We start from the raw sequence: 18187 nt of genomic DNA on the forward strand, positions 1-18187 counted from the left end.
ATGAGCGCGCCATGAATCCGCTCGCGGAACTGCGTTACTTCTTCACGGCGCTCGGCTATTTCACGCGCGTGCCGGTGCCGCGCTGGGTCGGCTTCGAACCGCAATGGCTGAACGCCGCCGCGCGCTATTTTCCGCTCGTCGGGGTGTTGATCGGCGCGCTGGGGGCGCTCGTGTATCTCGCGGCGCTCCATGTTTTTCCCGCAGGCGTGGCGGTGCTGCTCTCGATGGGCGCAACGCTGCTCGCGACTGGCGCGTTCCATGAAGACGGTCTCGCCGACTGCATCGACGCATTCGGCGGCGCGTACCAGCGCGAGGACGTGCTGCGCATCATGCACGACTCGCGCATTGGCGCGTTCGGCGCCATCGGCCTCGTGATCGCGCTCGCGCTCAAATGGCAAACGCTTGCCGCGCTGCCGCCGTTGCGCGCCGCCACGCTCATGATCGCCGGCCACGCGGCGAGCCGCGCACTGGCGATCAGCTACCTCGTCTCGCTCGACTACGTGCGGTCCGAAGGCAAGGCCAAGCCGCTCGCGCAGCGCATGAGCGCGCTCGCGCTAGGCTGCGCGTTCGTGTTCGGCCTGCCCTGGCTCTTCTGGCCCGCGTGGCCGGATTGGCGCGCGGGCGTGGCGGCGCTCGCTTTGCTCGCCGTGCTGCGCTATGCGCTCGGGCGGTATTTCGTGCGGCGCATCGGCGGCTATACGGGTGATTGCCTCGGTTTCGCGCAGCAGGTGTTCGAACTGGCGATCTATCTGATGGGGCTCGCGTGGATCTCGTCCTGATTCGTCATCCTGCCGTGGCGGTGGAAGCGGGCGTGTGCTACGGCAAATCCGACGTGGCGCTTGCCGGGGCCGCCGATGCCGCCGATGCCGCCGCAGCGTCGATTGCCGCGCGCCTGGCCGCGCTCGGCGCGCGCGCGCCGCAGCGTATCGAAACGAGCCCGCTTGCGCGCTGCGCGAGCGTTGCCCGGGCGCTCGGGCAGATGCATGGAGGCATTGCCCCGCACGACGATGCGCGTCTTGCGGAGATGGACTTCGGCGCGTGGGAGATGCAGCGCTGGGACGCCATCGAGCGCGCGCAGATCGACGCCTGGGCCGTCGATTTCGAGCACGCGCGCGCGCATGGCGGCGAGAGCGTCGCGCAGTTCGATGCGCGCGTCGGCGCATGGTTCGATGCGCTGGATATGCGCGCGCACGAGAGTCTCTGGGCCGTTGCACATGCAGGCGTGATTCGCGCGATCACCGCGCGTGCACTGGACTTGCCGCTCGCACGCTGCGCCCGCTGGCCGCTCGCGATGGCGGCGATCGTCACGCTGCGCCGCGAGGCGTCGAGCGGCGAGTGGCTGCTCGCGCGCTGGAACGTGTGACGCGCGCGTTCAATCTATCTGGATTCCAGATTAATTCGTGGCGCTGGCATTAGCACCGGTATTAGCACCGGCATCGCGCGAGCGGGCGCGATCCAGGTCTTCGCACAATCGTGCCGCGCCTTGCGCGATGCGCGGTCCGGGCCGCGTGAGCAGATCGCCGTCGATGGCGAAGAGATTGCCGCGCGCCACCGCATGCAACTGGGGCCACGCGCGCCAGTGCGCGAGCGCGGGAAGCGGCCTGTCCGGTGCGCTCGCGCCTGGCGAGGCGGCGACGATCGCGTCGGGATTGGCGGCCAGCACCGCTTCCGTCGAGAGCGTGGGCACCAGCGGGCGCAGCGCGGCAAAGACGTTGCGCCCGCCGCATAGCGCGATGACGTCGCTGATCATGTGCTCGCCATTGATCGTCATGAGCGGCTGGTCCCAGACTTCGTAGAACACCTTCACCGGTGCGCGCTGCGCGTAGCGCGCGCGCAGTTGCGCGATCTGGCGGCGATACGCATCGGCTGCATCTTGCGCGGTGTTTTGCGTGCCGAGCAGCACGCCGAGCCGCGTGAGCGAGGTCGCCACGTCGTCGAGCCGATGCGGCTGGCTGAAGAAGAGCGGGATGTGCATCTCGCGCAGACGGTCGATTTGCTGCTGCGCATTGCCATGCCGCCAGACGACGATCAGATCGGGCTTGAGCGCGGCGATGCGTTCGAGGTCGAGTGCGCGGTTGTCTCCCACACGCGGCACGCTCAGCGCCTGCGGCGGGTAATCGCTGTAGGCCACCGCGCCCACCAGCTTCGCGCCGCCGCCCGCCGCATAGATCAGCTCGGTCGCATGCGGCGAGAGGCTGATGACGCGCTGGGCAGGCGCGGCGAGCGTGATGGTGTTGCCGCTATCGTCGACGGTGCTGACGGCGGGGCTGGCGGGGTTGGCGGGGTTGGCTTTAGCGGCGTGGGCTGCACCGACTGGGAGCGCGGCCGCGGCGCAAACGGCGAGCGTATAGCCGCGCAAGCCTATGCGCCTGCGGTTGCTTACGTAGGCGCGACGGCGTGCGATCGACCCACGCATCAGCCGAGCGCCTGCATGGCCTGCGCGAGCGCCGCTTCGAAGCGCCGCCATTCGTCTTCCGATGCGGGCAGACCGAAGCGCAAGCTCGCGGGCGAATCGAAGCGCCGCGTCCACACGGCGCGCGCGGCGAGCGCGTCCTGCAACTGCGCGGCGCGCGCGTGGACGATCCAGGCGAAGAGCGGCGTGGCGCGCGGCGCGAGGCCGTGCGAGCCGAGCAGTGCCGCGAGGCGCGCGCTTTCTCCCGCAAGCCGCTCGCGCATCGCGCCTTGCCACGCGGCGTCTTCGAAGGCGTGCGTCACCGCATGACGCGCGGGTCCGCTCACGGTCCACGCGCCCAGCCGCGCGCGCAGTGCCGCGAGCAGTTCGGGCGCGGCGAGCGCGAAGCCGCAGCGCGCACCCGCGAGGCCGAAGAACTTGCCGGGCGAGCGCAGCACCACGAGGCCCGCGCGTCCGCTGAAGTTCGCGAGCGAGGCCGCCAGGGGATCGCCGAAGGCGTCGGCGAAAGCTTCGTCGACGATCAGCGTGCCGCCGCGTGCGGCGAGTTGCGCATGCCAGCGCAGCAGCGTCTCGCGGTCGATCAGGCTCGCCGTGGGATTGTTGGGGTTCACCACGACCGCATGCGTCGTGTCGTCGGGCAGCGCGGCGCTTTCGATGTCGAGCGGCGCGACGGTGTGGCCCGCCTGCGCGAATGCGGGCGCGTACTCGCCGTAGGTCAGCGGTGCGATTGCCACGCGCGACGTGCGTCCCTGTGCGGGCAGCGGCGTGGACAACAGAGTGGACAACAGCGCGGGCAGTGCGCGGATCGCGGCCTGACTACCCGCCACGGGCAACACGTGCTGCGCATCGGGCGCGCCGTAGTAGCGCGCGGCGCAGGCGGCGAAGCCGTCGCCGTCCTCGGGCAGGCGTCGCCATGCCGAGGCGGGCACCGGCGGAACCGGATAGCCGTGCGGATTGATGCCGGTCGAGAGATCGATCCACTCGTCCCAGGCGATGCCGTAACGGCGCGCGGCGTCGTGCAGATTGCCGCCGTGCGCGATCACGCGCGGTGTAGTGTCGAGATCTGTTTCAGACATGGGTTGCCACGCTCAAGAAGGCCAGTGCGAGGAGCACGGCGAGCCACAGGATGGTTGTGCGCTCAACGAGGCGCAGCGCGGCCGTGACGTCCTGGGCGCGCGGCGGCGCGCCGGCGCCAAGCGCGGGGCGTTCCTCCACAGCGCCGTGGTAGACGGCGGCGCCGCCCAGCAGCACGTTCAGGCTGCCCGCGCCCGCGGCCATCACCGGGCCCGCGTTCGGGCTCTCCCAGCGCGGCGCCTGCTCGCGCCAGCAGCGCAGCGCGACGCGCGTGTCGCCGAGCAGCGCGTAGCTCGTGGCCGTGAGGCGCGCGGGAAGCCAGTTGAGCACGTCGTCGATGCGTGCGGCGGCCCAGCCGAAGCGCAGAAAGCGCGGTGTGCGATAGCCCCACATCGCGTCGAGCGTGTTGGCCAGGCGAAACGCGAGCGCACCCGGCCCGCCCGCGAGCGCGAACCAGAACAGCGCGCCGAAGATCGCGTCGTTGCCGTTTTCGAGCGCCGATTCGCAGGCCGCGCGCGAGAGCGCGGTGGCATCGGCGTTCGCGGTGTCGCGCGAGACGATGCGCGCGGTCAGCGCGCGCGCCGCCACGAGGTCGCGTTCGGCGAGTGCGCGTGCGATGGGCGCGATGTGCTCGTCGAGGCTGCGCGCGCCGAGCGCGAACCACAGCAGCGCGACGTGCAGCGCCCAGGCGAGCGGCCAGGGCAGCACGGCGCACAGCAGCGCCGCGAGCGCGACGGGCGGCGCAACGGCGGCAAGCCAGGCCGCGAGGCCGAGCGGGCGGCCTCGGCGGCCGGTGTTCAGACGCTTTTCGATGCGGTTCGCAAGCGCGCCGAACGCGACGAGCGGATGCGCGCGGCGCGGCTCGCCGATCCAGCGGTCGACGGCCACGCCGGCAACGGCGAGGGCGGCAGTGGCGGGCAGGCTCAGCATCGTCGGCATGATCCGTGTGGTTGGTTGGGTTCGGCGGGTGTGCGCTGCTCGTTCGCCCCGCGTGCCTCGCTGCACGAAGGCGCCTTGAGCACGAGCGGCAACCCGGCGGCGACGAGCGTCGCGCGGTCGGCGAGCGCTGCGATGCGCTGGTTCAGTCGGCCGAGCTCATCGACATAAAGGCGCGTAGCCGCCCCCATTGGCACCACGCCCATGCCGATCTCGTTGCTCACCACGAGCACGGTGCAGTCGGCGTGCTTCGCGCGCTCGCAGGCGGCGGCGAAGGCGTCGAGGCGCGCGCGCCAGTCGGGCAGCGGCGCTTCGGATTCGGGCGGGCACAGCAGATTGGCGAGCCAGAGCGTGAGGCAGTCGATCAACACGCACTGGCCGGGCGTGGCGGCGGCATCGAGCGCGCCCGCGAGGTCGAGCGGCGCCTCGACCAGCGCCCAGTGCGCGGGGCGCCGCGCGCGGTGGTGCGCGATGCGCGCGGCGAATTCGGCGTCCGCGTGTGCGCCCCCGGGCGTGCCCGCGGTGGCGATATAGGTGACCGGCAGGCCGCTTTCGGTGGCGAGGCGTTCGGCGTAGGCGCTCTTGCCCGAGCGCGCGCCGCCGATGATGAAGGTGAAGTCGCGCGAAATCATCGCGTGATTGTAGCGGCTAGTCCCCGACAGATTGACGGTGATCGCGGCGGGACGGCGCGCGACGGGCAGCGGTGCGGAGCGTCTGCGGCAGACGCGCACGCGATGGGATAATGCGCGTTCGCCCGACCGACCCGGCGCTTTATCGCCGTTCATCGTCATTCATCGCCCCTCATCGTCATTTGTCGCCACCATGTCCGCAATACAACCCGCCGTGCCGCGCGGCACGCTGATGATCCAGGGCACCACGTCCGATGCCGGCAAGAGCACGCTCGTGGCCGGCTTGTGCCGCCTCGCGTACCGCGCGGGCGTGCGTGTCGCGCCGTTCAAGCCGCAGAACATGGCGCTGAACAGTGCGGTGACGGCCGACGGCGGCGAGATCGGCCGCGCCCAGGCGCTCCAGGCGCTCGCGGCGGGCATCGAGCCGCATACCGACCTCAATCCCGTGCTGCTCAAGCCCAATAGCGATCTGGGTTCGCAGGTCATCGTCCACGGCAAGGCGCGCATGAATCTCAACGCGCGCGCCTATCAGGACTACAAGCCGCTCGCGCGCGAGGCCGTGCTCGAATCGTATGCACGGCTGCGCGAGCGCTACGAGACCGTGTTCGTCGAAGGCGCGGGCAGCCCCGCCGAAATCAACCTGCGCGCCAACGACATCGCCAACATGGGTTTTGCGGAAGCCGTCGACTGCCCGGTCGTGCTCGTCGCCGATATCGATCGAGGCGGCGTGTTCGCGCATCTGATCGGCACGCTTGCGTGCCTCTCGGAAAGCGAGCGCGCGCGCGTGAAGGGCTTCATCATCAACCGTTTTCGCGGCGATCCGACGCTGCTCACGCCCGGCCTCGACTGGCTCGAAGCGCAGACGGGCAAGCCCGTGCTCGGCGTCGTGCCGTATCTGCACGGCCTGACGCTCGATGCCGAGGACATGCTGCCCGGCGCCGCACACACGCGGGCGCAGGCCGGCGGCCAGACCCTGCGCGTGGTGGTGCCGGCGCTGCCGCACATCAGCAACCATACGGACTTCGACGCGCTGCGCGCGCATCCGCAGGTCGAATTCAGCTATGTGCGCACGGGCAGCGCGCCGCCGAGCGCCGATCTCGTGATCCTGCCGGGCTCGAAAAACGTGCGCGACGACCTCGCGTGGCTGCGCGCACAGGGCTGGGAAACGGCGCTTGCGCGGCATCTTCGCTACGGCGGGCGCGTGATCGGCATTTGCGGCGGCATGCAGATGCTCGGGCGTGCGATTGCCGATCCGCACGGCGTGGAAGGGGAGGCCGGCGCGGTGGCCGGCTTCGGCTGGCTCGATTACGAAACCGAGCTCACGCGCGAGAAGACGCTGAAGAACGTGACGGGGCACCTCGTGCTGCGCGACGACGCGCAGGCGGCCTGTGGCGCCGCGCAGATGCCGGCGCCGGTGCGGGGCTACGAGATCCACATGGGCGTGACGCGCGGCCCGGCGCTGGCCGAGCCCGCGCTGCGCATCGCGGCCGTCGACAGCGCACTGGAGCGCACGGCGGGCGGCGAGGCCGGGTCACTGCGCACGGACGGCGCGCAGTCGGCGGACGGCCAGATTCTCGCGACCTATGTGCACGGCCTCTTCGACACGCCCGAGGCGTGCGCCGCGCTGCTGCGCTGGGCGGGGCTCGAGGCGGCGCAACGCATCGATTACCCCGCGCTGCGCGAGGCGTCGCTCGAGCGGCTGGCCGACGCGCTCGAAGCGAGCCTCGACCTGACGCGCCTGTATGGCGCGATCGGCTGAGCGCAGGCCCGCCGGAGACGGCTGAAGCGGGCGCACCGCCCCAGCGTCATCGGCACGGCAACATGCGTGCGCCAGCTTTAGTACGCCAGCTTTAGTACAGCACCATCTGCGTGCAGCGGAAGAGGGCCGTGGTCTTGCCGTCCGGGCCGGTCAAGGTGGCGTCCCAGATCTGCGTGCTGCGCCCGAGGTGCGCGCCTGTGGCGACCACGCTCAGCGTGCCTTCGCGCGCCGTGCCCAGAAAGTTGCTCTTGAGCTCGATCGTGGTGAAGTTTTTCGCGTTCGGCGGCAGGTGCGCGAAGCAGCCATAGCCGCAGGCCGTATCGGCGAGACAGATCACCGTGGCGGCATGCAGGAAGCCATTGGGCGCGAGCAGCTCGCTGCGGATGTCGAGTTCGGCGCGCAGCAGGCCCTGGTCGAGCGCGACCGCGCGAAATCCGATCAACTCGGGCAGCCGGCCGCGCTGGCGCTCGTGCAGGGAATCGAGGGTGATATCGGTGCGCAACGTGCTCATGACTGGAAAGTTTCCTTGATTGTGGGCAAACGGGGGATCGGGATTCGAAGCGGTACGGGGCACCGTGTGCGCGCCTCGCGTCGCGGCAGTGCGATGCGCCACGCGGGCGCAGACTCGGGTCGAAACTTCGGCGCGGCCGCATTTGCCGATATTATCGGACGGTTGCGTCGGCGCGCCGCGCGCTTTGCAGCGGCTAACGTGTGGCCTGATGCCTGGTGCCTTGTACCAGGCCTCGGGCGTGAAGTTGCGGCCTCGGCGCAAGAAAAATCGGCAGAATCAGCACAATCGGCAAACCGGCTGGCCCACGCGCCAGCCTTCCTGACGGGAGCATTCATGACGGTGATCGTGGTGGCGAACCCCAAGGGCGGCGTCGGCAAAAGCACGCTGTCCACCAATCTGGCCGGCTATTTCGCGGCGCAAGGCGAGTGGGTCGCGCTCGCGGACCTCGACCGGCAGCAGTCGGCGCACGCATGGCTCGACCTGCGGCCCGCGACGCTGCCGGCCATCGAAAGCTGGGGCGTGGATCTCGACAACCCGGTGAAGCCGCCCAAGGGGCTCGAGCACGCCGTCATCGACACGCCGGCGGGCCTGCATGGCAACCGGCTCGCTGCGATCGTTGCGCTCGCGGACAAGGTGATCGTGCCGCTGCAGCCGTCCATGTTCGACATTCTCGCGACGAAGGACTTTCTGGACCGGCTCGCCAAGGAAAAGGCGGTGAAGAAGGGCGCCATCAAGGTGGGCGTGGTGGGCATGCGGGTGGATGCGCGCACGCGCTCGGCCGAGCAGTTGCAGCGCTTCGTGGAGGGGCTCGATCTGCCCGTGCTGGGCTATCTGCGCGACACGCAGAACTACGTGCAGCTTGCGGCCCACGGGCTCACGCTGTGGGATGTCGCGAAAAGCCGGGTGGAGAAGGACCTTGAGCAATGGAAGCCGATCGTGTCGTGGGTGGACGGCAACCAGGCGGGGCCCGAGGCCGCCCGGTGATGCATGCCGCGGCGGGCAGGGCGCCCGCCGCATGAGCCGAAGCCCGAGCCGAGCCGAAGCCGAGCCCGAAGCCGAGCCCGAAGCCGAGCCCCCGGCCTCTCGCGCCTTAGCTCCAGCTTTGCGTCGGCACGTGGTCGCGGCTGCCCTTGATGCGATTGTTCTCGTCGACGAACACGAGATCCGGCTTCCAGCCCGCCTTCAGCTCTTCTTCTTCCACGTTCGCGAAAGCCGCGATGATCACGAGGTCGCCCAGCTGTGCGCGGCGCGCGGCCGAGCCGTTCAGCGAGATCATGCCGCTGCCGCGCTCGCCCTTGATCGCGTAGGTCGTGAAGCGCTCGCCGTTGTTGATGTTCCAGATGTCGATGCGCTCGTTCTCGACGATGTTCGCCGCTTCGAGCAGGTTCTCGTCGATCGCGCACGAGCCTTCGTAGTGCAGCTCGCAGTGCGTGACGGCGACACGGTGGATCTTCGACTTGAGCATATGGCGTTGCATGGTGAGTCTCCTCAGGCGGGCGGGCGCGCGGCCCGCCGCGGGTGATGCTGAAAAAGCGGCTGAAAAAGGCCACCAAAAGAGCGGCCAAAGCAAGCGCGCTGAAAAACCTCTGAAAGGGCGCGAAGGCCGCGCGGCGCTCAGATCTCGAGGTTGTCGATCAGGCGCGTGGGGCCGAGCTTGGCTGCGGCCAGCACGACGAGCGGCGCATCGGCATCGGCGGCGACGCCTGGTGCGGGCGGCAGCAGGTTCGCCTGCTTGCGGATGGCGATGTAATCGGGCTTCCAGCCACGCGCGGCGAGCGTGGCCATGGCTTCGAGCTCGAGCTGCTGGAAGTCGCGGCGGCCCGAGAGCACCGACTCGCGAATCCCGCGCAGCACGCCCGCCAGTTGCGGCGCCTCTGCGCGCTCGGCCGGCGAGAGATAGCGGTTGCGCGAGCTGAGCGCGAGGCCGTCACTATCGCGCACGGTTTCAGCGGCGATTATCTCGGTCGGCAGCGCGAATTGCTTGCACATCGCGCGCACGATCATCAACTGCTGGTAATCCTTTTTGCCGAACACCGCGACGCGCGGCTGCACGCACGACATCAGCTTCATGACGACCGTGCACACGCCCTCGAAAAAACCGGGTCGGAACTCGCCTTCGAGAATGTCGCCCAGATCGTGCGGCGGCCGCACGCGATACTCCTGCGGCTGCGGATACATGTCGGCCTCGGTGGGCGCGAATAGCACGTAGACGTTTTCCTTCTGCAGCTTCTCGATGTCGTCCTGGAGCGTGCGCGGATATTTGTCGAAGTCTTCGTTGGGGCCGAACTGGAGGCGGTTGACGAAGATGCTCGCCACCACCGGGTCGCCGTGCTGGCGCGCGAGGCGCATCAGCGAGAGGTGGCCTTCGTGCAGGTTGCCCATGGTCGGCACGAACGCGGTGCGGTTTTGGCCGCGCAACTGGTCGCGCAGTTCCTGAATCGAGCTGATGACTTTCATGATCGGATGCGTTATGCCTCGCACGGGGCAAGACGGGTTGCGGCAAGCGGCGAAACGCGCGGCGCACCAGGGCGCGCGGCTGGCCGGATGGCGTGTGCCCGGCCCGTCAGGGGCAGGCGCGGGCGATTGTAGAGGATTTGGGCGTGCTGCGCAGCCGCTTCGGATGGGGGGTTATCCTGGCCCCGCGCGGAGGAGTCCGCTGGAAGTCGATATGGGGCCGGGTCAATTGGGGTGCCCAGACGGCTTGGGCAGGCACGGGGTACAGGCGGCTGGCGGCCTAGGCGGGCAAATACGCGAGGCGCACGTATATTGGCGCGAACGGCTCGGCCTGAGTGATCTCGATGAGCGACTCGCGCGCGAGTTCGAGCATGGCGATGAAGTTCACGACCACGACGGGCACGCCGCGCGTGGTGTCGAAGAGTTCCGAGAATTCCATGAAGCGCGCACCCTGGAGCCGGCGCAGGATCACGCTCATATGCTCGCGCACCGAAAGCTCTTCGCGCGAGATCTTGTGGTGCTGCACGAGTTTCGCGCGCTTGATGACGTCGGCCCACGCTGCGCGCAGGTCGTTGCTGTCCACGTCGGGAAAGCGCGGCGTGATGCTCTGCTCGATATAGACCTCGGCGCGCATGAAGTCGCGGCCGAGCTGCGGCAGGCGGTCGATGCGCTGCGCGGCGAGCTTCATCTGCTCGTATTCGAGCAGGCGACGCACGAGTTCCGCGCGCGGGTCTTCCGCTTCCTCGCCGGTATCGGCCTTCTTGACCGGCAGCAGCATGCGCGACTTGATCTCGATGAGCATGGCCGCCATCAGCAGGTATTCCGCGGCGAGTTCGAGATTGGTCTTGCGCAGTTGCTCGACGTAGCCCAGGTATTGCGTCGTGACATCCGCCATCGGAATGTCGAGCACGTTGAAGTTCTGCTTGCGGATCAGGTAGAGCAGCAGATCGAGCGGACCTTCGAACGTTTCGAGAAAGACTTCGAGCGCGTCGGGCGGGATGTAGAGGTCTTGCGGGAGCTTGAACAGCGGCTCGCCATACAGACGCGCGAACGCGACGCCGTCGACCGTGTCGGGCGTCGAATCCGTGGCGGGGGCGCTGAGCGCTTCGCCCGGGCTGGCTGTCTGGCTTGCCGGGCCCGTCGGGTGCGCCGGAGCATGATGCGCTTCGGCACCGGCTGGAAGGACATGACCTGGGTTGGCCCGTCCTTCGGCCTCGTTAGCCATGTCGGCCCCGTCGGCCTCGGCCATCAGAAGTTCTGGTAGTAGACGTAGGGCGTCTGCTTGACGCGCGAGGCTTGCTGGCGCTCGCGCTCATCGAGGTCGAGCGGCTGCTTGTCCCACAGGAGCGAGCGACCCTTGCGCTGCTGCTCTTCGAGGTCCGGCTTCTGCTCTTTGAGTTGATTCAGGAATTGCGTGATTTCCGACTGATACATGGCTAATGTCCGTCGCGAGGAGTGCGATTAGTACGATTCGTGTGCGTAGTCGCGCCAAGGCGGCCGCGTCCGATGCGCCCGCCCATGTGCGTGTCGGCCGCAATTTTACCGCAAGCGCCGGGCGCGGAACATCCTGACGGGCGGCGCGTATCGATGCCTGCCCGGCGCACCAGGGACAGCGGGGGGCGGGACTGCAGCAGCGTACCCCAGCGGGCGCGAGGGAGGATAGCCGCCGGGCGAAGACGGCGCTGGAGCGGCGTCCGGGGCGCTCGGGCTGTCCCGCTACAGCGCTTCTTTGCGGCCCTTGTTGCGCCGCATCCTGGGGTTTTCGAGCGCCGATGTGGTGAAATAGCGCGTTTGCGCCCGCATCGCCGCAAGAGACTCGCGCGCGGGGCGCCTGAAATGGGTAAAAGAACGACGGCTGGAGGTCTTGTTTGGCGGGCAGGGTGATCGAAGCGTTGCGTGTAAAGCGGCGTCCCTCGCGGGTGATGCGGCATGGGCACGCCGCCGCGGCGTGCGCCACCGGCACGCGCGTTGCCCGCTTGCGTGCCGCGGTCCACGACTTGTCGTGCCTGCCCCGCGCGCCACGCTTGCCTCGTCTCTCCCTGCGCTTCTTCGCATGGCTTGCCGCGGGCTTCCTCGCCACTCTCATGACCGCAGCGCCCGCGCGGGCCGATCTGGCCAGCCTGCTGCCGTGGTCGCACAAGCGCACCTACTACGACGTCGACATCCAGACCTCGCCGCGCGAGCTGCGCAAGCTGCTCGAAGCGCACCTCGACCTCGCGCGTTTTTCCACGCGCTCCGGCGTCAACGACGACCAGTTCGAATTTCTCATCACCGCCACGCCGCAGCAGGTGCGCGACCTCGCGTCCACGGACGGCTATTTTTCGCCGGTGGTGCGCACCGACGTGCGCACCGACGAAAACGGCAAGCGCCGCGTGATCGTGCAGGTGGACGCGGGTCCGCGCACGACCATCTCGGCGGTGGCGCTGGCCTTTACCGGACCCGTGCAGACCGAGGACCCCGCGCAGGAAAACGCCACGCGCTTTGCGTTCTCGCTGCACGAAGGCGATGCCTTCACGCAGTCCGGCTGGGACGGCGCCAAGAGCGCGGCGCTCAGGGCGTTGCAGGCGCGCCGCTACCTGGGCGCGAAGATCGTGCGCTCCGAGGCGCGCGTGGATCCGCTCAAGCATGACGCGAAACTTTCCGTGACATTCGACAGCGGCCCGACCTTCACGATGGGGCAGATCGACGTTTCGGGCACGCGGCGCTATCCGCAGAAGATCGTGAGCAACGTGAACCCGATCACGCCCGGCGAAATCTACGACGTCAGCCGCGTGACCGAGCTGCAGCGCCAGGTCCAGAACACGCCGTACTACGCGAGCGTGGCCATCGACGTGGACGACAACACGCAAAAGCCCGAGCAGACGCCGCTGCACGTGAAGGTGAGCGAGTATCCGTACAACAACTTCCGTGGCGGCGTGGGCTACTCGACCGACACCGGCGCGCATGTCCAGGGCTCGTACACGTATCTCAACACCTTTGGCTCGGCATGGCCGCTCCAGCTTTCGGGGCGGCTCGACCAGATCCAGAAGTACGGCCAGATCCAGTTGTCGATGCCGCCCGGCCCGCGCGCGTGGACCAACAGCGTGCTCGCGTCGTACACGACCACCGACGTCTCGGACACCACCATCTACAGCCTGCGCGCCGGCGTGCAGCGCACGCGCACCTCGCAGAACATCGACTATGCGTACTCGCTGCTCTACTACCAGGACCGCCTGTACCAGAACGCCGGGCCGCCCACCATGGCCCGTGCGCTCGTGCCTCAATGGTCGTGGACCCGCCGCAACATCGACGATCCGCTGTTTCCGCGTTCGGGCAATGTCGTGCGCGTGGAGGCGGGCTTCGGCGTGAAGAACGCGGGCTCCGACGCCAACTTCGTCCGTGCCTACGCGCGCGGTCAGCAGTATCTGCCGATCGGCCGAGACGACCTCATGCTGTTTCGCGCCGAGATGGGCGGCGTGTTTACGCCAAGCAGCTCCTCGAATGTGCCTGCCTCGCTGCTGTTCCGCGCGGGCGGCTCGAACTCGGTGCGCGGCTACTCCTTCCAGAGCATCGGCGACAACGTCGCGGGCTCGATCCTGCCGACCAAGTATCTCGTGACGGGATCGGCCGAATATCAGCACTGGTTCAATCACGACTGGGGCGGCGCGGTCTTCTTCGATGTCGGCACCGCCACCGATACCTGGGGAGAAAAGGTCTTCTATCCGGGCGCGGGCTTTGGCGCGCGCTGGCGCAGCCCCGTCGGTCCGGTCAATCTCGATCTTGCGTACGGTTTTCGCGACCGCAGAGTGCGGCCCTACGTGACTCTCGGAATCGCATTCTGATGATGACGCTTGCCACGCTCCGCGCCGCTTCGACGCCGCTGCTCGCCATGGAGTGCACCGCATGAGCGCGCACGAACGCTTACGTTGCGCGGGTTGGCTCGTGCCCAGGATGGCGTTTGCCGCGCCGTCGGAGGGGGGGGGGGGGCCGCCGTCTGAACCGCCGCGGGGCGGCGACGGCACGGGTGGAACGGGTGGGTCGAATGGAGCGAACGGAGCCGGCGGCGCTGGCGCCCCGCCGTCCGGCGAAGGCCGCGAGCCGGACGCACCGCCGCCGCGCCGCCGCCGCCGGGTGTGGAAATCGCTTGCGTGGGCGGTTGCCGCGCCGGTGCTGATCGTCGCGCTGGTGGCCGGGCTCGTCTACGGCGTGGCGACGACCGAGCGCGGCACGGCCTGGGCCTGGCGCGCGGCCGTGAAGGTGATGGGCGGTCAACTGGCGGGCACGCTCGACGGCGGCACCATCGCAACGGGCCTGCGCTTGCACGACGTGAGCTGGCGCGGCAAGGACGGCACGACCTTCGCGATCGACCGCGCGAGCAGCCAGTGGGCACTGGAAATTCATGAGGGCCGGCCCTGGCGCTTCGTGCTCGACTATCTGCATGTGGGCGACGTCGATGCGCGCATCGTGCCGTCCGCCACCACTGAGCCTTCGTCGCCGATGACGCTGCCGGGCGATCTGCGGCTGCCGCTCGCGCTCGAGATCCGCGATGTGCGCGTGGCGAAGCTCACGCTGCACCAAGGCACCTCGGCCACCGAGTTCTCGAATTTCGCCTTCCATGGCCGCAGCGACGGACGGCACCACGAGGCGGCCGTCGAGCAGCTCGATACGCCATATGGCGCGCTGAACGCGAGCGCGAAGCTCGACGGCGTGCGGCCGTTCGCACTCTCGGGCACCCTCGGCTACGCGGGCAAGGTGAACAACGAGGACGTGCAGATGAACGCGCGCCTGGGCGGATCGCTGGAGGCGCTCAGCGCCGAAATCGCGGCGAGCGGCATGAAGCTGACGGGGCAGGCGCACCTCGAGGCGGCGCCGTTCGCGGCGGTGCCGCTCAAGCGCGCGACGCTGGCGTTCGATCACGTGAACCCGCAGGCGTTCGCGCCGGGCGCGCCGCTCGCCGATCTCGCGTTGCGCGCCGATCTGGAACCGGCGCAGGGCGGCGTCAAGCCGTTCGCGTCCGAGGCGGCGTCGCAGGCGGCGGCGTCCGGCGCAGCCCTCGCTTCGGGGGCTTCGGGCGCTTCAAGCGCCGCGCCGGGCCACGAGAATCCCAACGCGGCCGGCTTTACGGTTGCGGGCACCGTGTCGGTCGTCAACGCGAAGCCGGGCGCCATCGATGCGCATCTGCTGCCGCTCATCGACGCGCGCACGGACGTCGTGCTCGATGCACACACGCAACGCCTCTCGAACCTGAACGTGCGGCTCGTGAAGCACGCGACGGTGACGGGCGGCGGCGTACTGAGCGGGCGTAACGGCCGCTTCGACCTCAAGGTGGCGGCACTCGATCTGAACGCGCTCGAAGGGAGCGTGCTCCCGACGCAACTGGCCGGGCCGATCACCGTGCGCCTCGCTGGCGACGCGCAGAGCGTCGCGCTCGATCTTGCCGATCCGAAGGCCGCGCTGCGCCTGCAAGGCAAGGTGACGCAGGATCGCGCGCGTCTCGCCTTCAACGACGTGCGGCTGAGCTCGGGCGCAGGGCATCTCGACATCACGGGCGCACTCAAGCATGACGCCCATTCCAGCTACACGCTCAAGGCGGTGCTGACCAATTTCGATCCGCTTGCGCTGGCGTCGCAGGTGCCGACGCGCACGAGCGCGGCACATAAGCCGGTCAAACCCGCAGCGCCCACCGATGCGCAACGCGCCGCCGAAAAGAATGCCCTGAATCCGCGACGCAACCTCGCGCTCAATCCGGCGATGAACCCCGCGCTCAATCCGGCGCAGACGAGCGAGCAGGCAAACGCGCAGAACGTCGCGCGCAATACCACTCAAAGCGCAACGCAAAGCGCCACCCAGGCCACAAAGCAAACCGCGACACCGAAAACGGCCCCACGCAAATCCGCACCCAAGGCCCCGGCGCGACGCATCGTGGCGCGCGTGAACGGCACGCTCAACGCCAGCGGCATGCTCGCGCCCACTTTCACGACGAAGGCTCAGTTCAAGCTCGGCCCGAGTGTCTACGACAACCTGCCGCTCAGCGGCGAGGGCCTCGTCCAGCTAGCAGGTTCGCGCATCCTGCCGAGCCGCGCGAATCTCTCGGTCGCGGGCAATACCGTCGATCTGCAGGGCAGCTTCGGCGTGCGTGGCGACCGCCTGCGCTTTCGCGTGGATGCGCCGCAGCTCGACCGGCTCGGCTTCGGCGTCGCGGGCCAACTGGCGGCGAGCGGCGACCTGACCGGCACCTTCGCGCATCCCGACGTGACGCTCGACTACAAGGCCGCGAACGTGGTGATCGGCGAGAACCGGGTCGGCCACGCCGAGGGCCGCGCCGAAGCGCACGACGGCGCGAACGGGGCGCTCGCCTTCAGCGCCGACGCGAGCGGTATCGCGGTGGCGGGCGTCGACATCACGACGCTGAGCGCGCGCCTTTCCGGCACGCGCGCGAAGCATGCGCTCACCGCGAGCGCGAAGGGCAAGGTGCAGGGGCAGCCGATCGACTTCGCGGTGGCGGCCAACGGCAAGCTCTCGGACACCCGCGAGGGTACGCGCTGGGACGGCACGCTCACGCAGCTCGAGAATCGCGGCGTGCCGGGCGTGAAGCTGGAGGCGCCGGTGACGGTGAGCGCGGGGCCGGGCAAGGTCACGCTCGGCGCGGCGCGCATCGCGGCCATTGGCGCCTCGCTCGACTTGAAGTCGTTCGATCTCGACCACGGCCGCATCCGCTCGGCGGGCACGCTCACGAACGTCTCGGTCGCGCGCATCATGCAATTGCGCCAGCAGTTCACGGGCGTGCCGTCCACGCTCAAATCGGATCTGGTCTTCGATGGCGACTGGGACTTTTCGATCGGCCAGAGCGCGAGCGGCTATGTGCAGGTGAAGCGCCGCTCGGGCGACATCACGACCGAGATCGGGCGCGGCCTGGCCTCGCTCGGCATCAGCGATCTGAACGCGCGCGCGGCGTTCAGCGGCGGCAACCGGCTCACGCTCACGGCGCGCGCGAAGGCGAGCCGCGTGGGCGTGCTCGACATCGACGCGAACACCACGCTCGTGCCGCGCGACGGCATGCTCACGGTGGCCGACGAAGCGCCGCTCGGCGGCACGATCAAGGCGAATGTGCCTTCGCTCAAGACCACCGGCGGCCTGCTCGGTCCGAGCTATCTGCTCGACGGCCATCTCGCGCTGGACCTCGCACTGGGCGGCACTGTTGCGAAGCCGAACCTCACGGGCTCGCTCGTTGGCGACGGCATTTCCGCGACCGTCGTCGATCAGGGGCTGGAGCTCAAGGACGGCGTGATCCGCATCGCGCTCTCGAAGAATCTCGTCGACTTCCAGCAGGTCGAGTTCCACGGCGCGACGAGCGGCACGCTGCGCGCGACGGGCCGCGTGGCGCTCGACAATGCCGAGCCCGATCTCACCGCGAACATCATCGCGGACAAGCTCGAGCTGTTTGCTTCACCCGACCGCAAGCTGTCGCTTTCGGGCAGCGCGAGCATCGCCAATGGCGGGCATCTGGGCGGCATGCAGATCGACGGCAAGTTCACCGTCGACCGCGCGCGCTTCGACATGCCGGAGTCGGCCGCGCCCGCGCTCGGCGACGACGTCGTGATCGTGCGCCCCGACGGCACGACGACGGGCGGCACGCCGCCGCCCATCGAAGAGACGGCGTCGAAAAAGCCCGCGCCGCGCTTTGCGCCGCGCTCGAACATCGCCATCAGCCTCGGGCGCGACTTCCGTTTCCACGGGCAGGGCGCGGATCTCGGTCTTGCCGGCACGATCACCGTGACCAGTGCGCCGGACGTGCCGCTGCGCGCGGTCGGCAACGTGCGGGTGACCGAAGGCTCCACTTACACGGCGTTCGGCACCAAGCTCAACATCGAGAACGGCTTCTTCACCTTCAACGGGCCGGTCGGCAATCCGGGCATCAACATTCTCGCGATGAAGCGCAACCAGCAGGTGGAGGCGGGCGTGCAGGTCACGGGCACGATCCAGGCGCCGGTGGCGAAGCTCGTCTCCGAGCCGAACGTGCCCGACAGCGACAAGCTTTCCTGGCTCCTGTTCGGTCACGGCACCGACCAGGGCAACAACGTCGGCCAGCAGAACGCGATGACGACGGCGCTCGCGCTGCTCGGCAGCGCGCAGGGCAAGCGCATCGCGCAGAGCATCGGTCTCGACGAATTCTCGATCGGGCGCAGCGAGGTGGGCCTCACCGACCCGGAAGTCGTGATGCTCTCCAAGGTCCTTACCGAACGGGTTGTGCTTGGCTACGAACAGGGCCTGCAGTCGGCCGCGAACGCGATCAAGCTCACGCTCAACCTCACTCGCTACTGGTCCGTGGCCGCTTATGGCGGCACGTTCTATGGCGCCGACGTTCTCTATACGCGGCGCTTCGATCGCATCAAGTGGTAGCGCGTGTGGGCACGCGCTGGAGGGGGTGAAGG

Annotated in this window: 15 protein-coding genes; 6 read left to right on the forward strand and 9 right to left on the reverse strand. The window is 68.9% G+C overall.

From position 1 onward, the window contains the following. The first annotated feature begins 11 nt into the window (after positions 1–11). Complete coding sequence (locus tag L5014_RS18440) at positions 12–779, forward strand: adenosylcobinamide-GDP ribazoletransferase (RefSeq protein WP_238465174.1); 768 nt, start codon at positions 12–14, stop codon at positions 777–779. Next, a complete protein-coding gene (gene cobC / locus L5014_RS18445) occupies positions 764–1363 on the forward strand; it encodes an alpha-ribazole phosphatase (RefSeq protein ID WP_238465175.1) in 600 nt (199 codons plus the stop codon). The genes L5014_RS18440 and cobC overlap by 16 nt, the downstream gene beginning before the upstream one ends. A gap of 30 nt (positions 1364–1393) precedes the next feature. Here cobC and L5014_RS18450 read toward each other — a convergent pair whose 3' ends face one another. Genes L5014_RS18450 through cobU form a run of 4 tightly spaced genes read right to left on the reverse strand, consistent with a single transcriptional unit; the run spans position 1394 to position 5055 of the window. Next, on the reverse strand, positions 1394–2416 hold the full coding sequence (locus L5014_RS18450; RefSeq protein ID WP_238465176.1) for a cobalamin-binding protein: 1023 nt from the start codon (positions 2414–2416) through the stop codon (positions 1394–1396). Next, positions 2416–3489 (reverse strand): threonine-phosphate decarboxylase CobD, encoded by a 1074-nt coding sequence (gene cobD, locus L5014_RS18455; RefSeq protein WP_238465177.1) that lies wholly within the window; start codon positions 3487–3489, stop codon positions 2416–2418. Before cobD ends, L5014_RS18450 begins: the two co-directional genes overlap by 1 nt. Next, on the reverse strand, positions 3482–4417 hold the full coding sequence (gene cbiB / locus L5014_RS18460; RefSeq protein ID WP_238465219.1) for an adenosylcobinamide-phosphate synthase CbiB: 936 nt from the start codon (positions 4415–4417) through the stop codon (positions 3482–3484). Before cbiB ends, cobD begins: the two co-directional genes overlap by 8 nt. Continuing rightward, positions 4411–5055: a bifunctional adenosylcobinamide kinase/adenosylcobinamide-phosphate guanylyltransferase gene (gene cobU, locus L5014_RS18465; RefSeq protein ID WP_238465220.1), complete on the reverse strand. Its 645-nt coding sequence runs from the start codon at positions 5053–5055 to the stop codon at positions 4411–4413. The genes cbiB and cobU overlap by 7 nt, the downstream gene beginning before the upstream one ends. A 190-nt stretch (positions 5056–5245) precedes the next feature. Here cobU and L5014_RS18470 point away from each other — a divergent pair, with 190 nt between their 5' ends. Continuing rightward, entirely contained in the window at positions 5246–6811 is a 1566-nt protein-coding gene (locus L5014_RS18470; protein WP_238465178.1) for a cobyric acid synthase, read from the forward strand. A gap of 91 nt (positions 6812–6902) precedes the next feature. Here the strand turns inward: L5014_RS18470 and L5014_RS18475 are convergent, their stop codons facing one another. Beyond that, positions 6903–7322 (reverse strand): PaaI family thioesterase, encoded by a 420-nt coding sequence (locus tag L5014_RS18475; protein WP_238465179.1) that lies wholly within the window; start codon positions 7320–7322, stop codon positions 6903–6905. A 333-nt stretch (positions 7323–7655) separates the two neighbouring features. On the opposite strand from L5014_RS18475, the gene L5014_RS18480 reads away from it, so the two are divergent. Beyond that, complete coding sequence (locus L5014_RS18480) at positions 7656–8306, forward strand: ParA family protein (RefSeq protein WP_238465180.1); 651 nt, start codon at positions 7656–7658, stop codon at positions 8304–8306. A 106-nt stretch (positions 8307–8412) separates the two neighbouring features. Here L5014_RS18480 and panD read toward each other — a convergent pair whose 3' ends face one another. The 4 genes from panD to L5014_RS18500 all read right to left on the reverse strand — a co-directional run bounded on the left by panD (position 8413) and on the right by L5014_RS18500 (position 11210). Next, positions 8413–8799 carry an aspartate 1-decarboxylase gene (gene panD / locus L5014_RS18485; protein WP_028207747.1) on the reverse strand — a complete coding sequence of 129 codons (387 nt, stop codon included), beginning with the start codon at positions 8797–8799 and terminating at the stop codon, positions 8413–8415. 137 nt (positions 8800–8936) lie between these two features. Next, positions 8937–9779 (reverse strand): pantoate--beta-alanine ligase, encoded by an 843-nt coding sequence (gene panC / locus L5014_RS18490; protein ID WP_238465181.1) that lies wholly within the window; start codon positions 9777–9779, stop codon positions 8937–8939. Positions 9780–10056: 277 nt separating this feature from the next. Beyond that, positions 10057–11028, reverse strand: a complete 972-nt coding sequence (locus L5014_RS18495) for a segregation and condensation protein A (RefSeq protein ID WP_420800094.1) — start codon at positions 11026–11028, stop codon at positions 10057–10059. Then, positions 11025–11210, reverse strand: a complete 186-nt coding sequence (locus L5014_RS18500) for a DUF3460 family protein (protein WP_238465183.1) — start codon at positions 11208–11210, stop codon at positions 11025–11027. Before L5014_RS18500 ends, L5014_RS18495 begins: the two co-directional genes overlap by 4 nt. Positions 11211–11860: 650 nt before the next feature. On the opposite strand from L5014_RS18500, the gene L5014_RS18505 reads away from it, so the two are divergent. Together L5014_RS18505 and L5014_RS18510 are read left to right on the forward strand one after the other, a co-directional pair. Further along, complete coding sequence (locus tag L5014_RS18505) at positions 11861–13597, forward strand: autotransporter assembly complex protein TamA (RefSeq protein ID WP_238465221.1); 1737 nt, start codon at positions 11861–11863, stop codon at positions 13595–13597. A gap of 61 nt (positions 13598–13658) precedes the next feature. Next, on the forward strand, positions 13659–18155 hold the full coding sequence (locus L5014_RS18510) for a translocation/assembly module TamB domain-containing protein (protein ID WP_238465184.1): 4497 nt from the start codon (positions 13659–13661) through the stop codon (positions 18153–18155). The last annotated feature ends 32 nt before the right edge of the window (positions 18156–18187 follow it).

It is taken from the genome of Paraburkholderia tagetis (assembly GCF_022213065.1).
Taxonomy (GTDB): Bacteria; Pseudomonadota; Gammaproteobacteria; order Burkholderiales; family Burkholderiaceae; genus Paraburkholderia; species Paraburkholderia tagetis.

Excerpts from the sequence above, each read along its gene's own strand:
- L5014_RS18470 (WP_238465178.1), top strand. The coding sequence starts at position 5,246 with ATGTCCGCAATACAACCCGCCGTGCCGCGCGGCACGCTGATGATCCAG.
- cobU (WP_238465220.1), bottom strand. The coding sequence starts at position 5,055 with ATGATTTCGCGCGACTTCACCTTCATCATCGGCGGCGCGCGCTCGGGC.
- L5014_RS18475 (WP_238465179.1), bottom strand. The coding sequence starts at position 7,322 with ATGAGCACGTTGCGCACCGATATCACCCTCGATTCCCTGCACGAGCGC.
- L5014_RS18510 (WP_238465184.1), top strand. The coding sequence starts at position 13,659 with ATGAGCGCGCACGAACGCTTACGTTGCGCGGGTTGGCTCGTGCCCAGG.
- L5014_RS18480 (WP_238465180.1), top strand. The coding sequence starts at position 7,656 with ATGACGGTGATCGTGGTGGCGAACCCCAAGGGCGGCGTCGGCAAAAGC.
- panC (WP_238465181.1), bottom strand. The coding sequence starts at position 9,779 with ATGAAAGTCATCAGCTCGATTCAGGAACTGCGCGACCAGTTGCGCGGC.
- panD (WP_028207747.1), bottom strand. The coding sequence starts at position 8,799 with ATGCAACGCCATATGCTCAAGTCGAAGATCCACCGTGTCGCCGTCACG.
- cbiB (WP_238465219.1), bottom strand. The coding sequence starts at position 4,417 with ATGCTGAGCCTGCCCGCCACTGCCGCCCTCGCCGTTGCCGGCGTGGCC.
- cobD (WP_238465177.1), bottom strand. The coding sequence starts at position 3,489 with ATGTCTGAAACAGATCTCGACACTACACCGCGCGTGATCGCGCACGGC.
- L5014_RS18450 (WP_238465176.1), bottom strand. The coding sequence starts at position 2,416 with ATGCGTGGGTCGATCGCACGCCGTCGCGCCTACGTAAGCAACCGCAGG.
- L5014_RS18500 (WP_238465183.1), bottom strand. The coding sequence starts at position 11,210 with ATGTATCAGTCGGAAATCACGCAATTCCTGAATCAACTCAAAGAGCAG.
- L5014_RS18505 (WP_238465221.1), top strand. The coding sequence starts at position 11,861 with ATGACCGCAGCGCCCGCGCGGGCCGATCTGGCCAGCCTGCTGCCGTGG.
- L5014_RS18440 (WP_238465174.1), top strand. The coding sequence starts at position 12 with ATGAATCCGCTCGCGGAACTGCGTTACTTCTTCACGGCGCTCGGCTAT.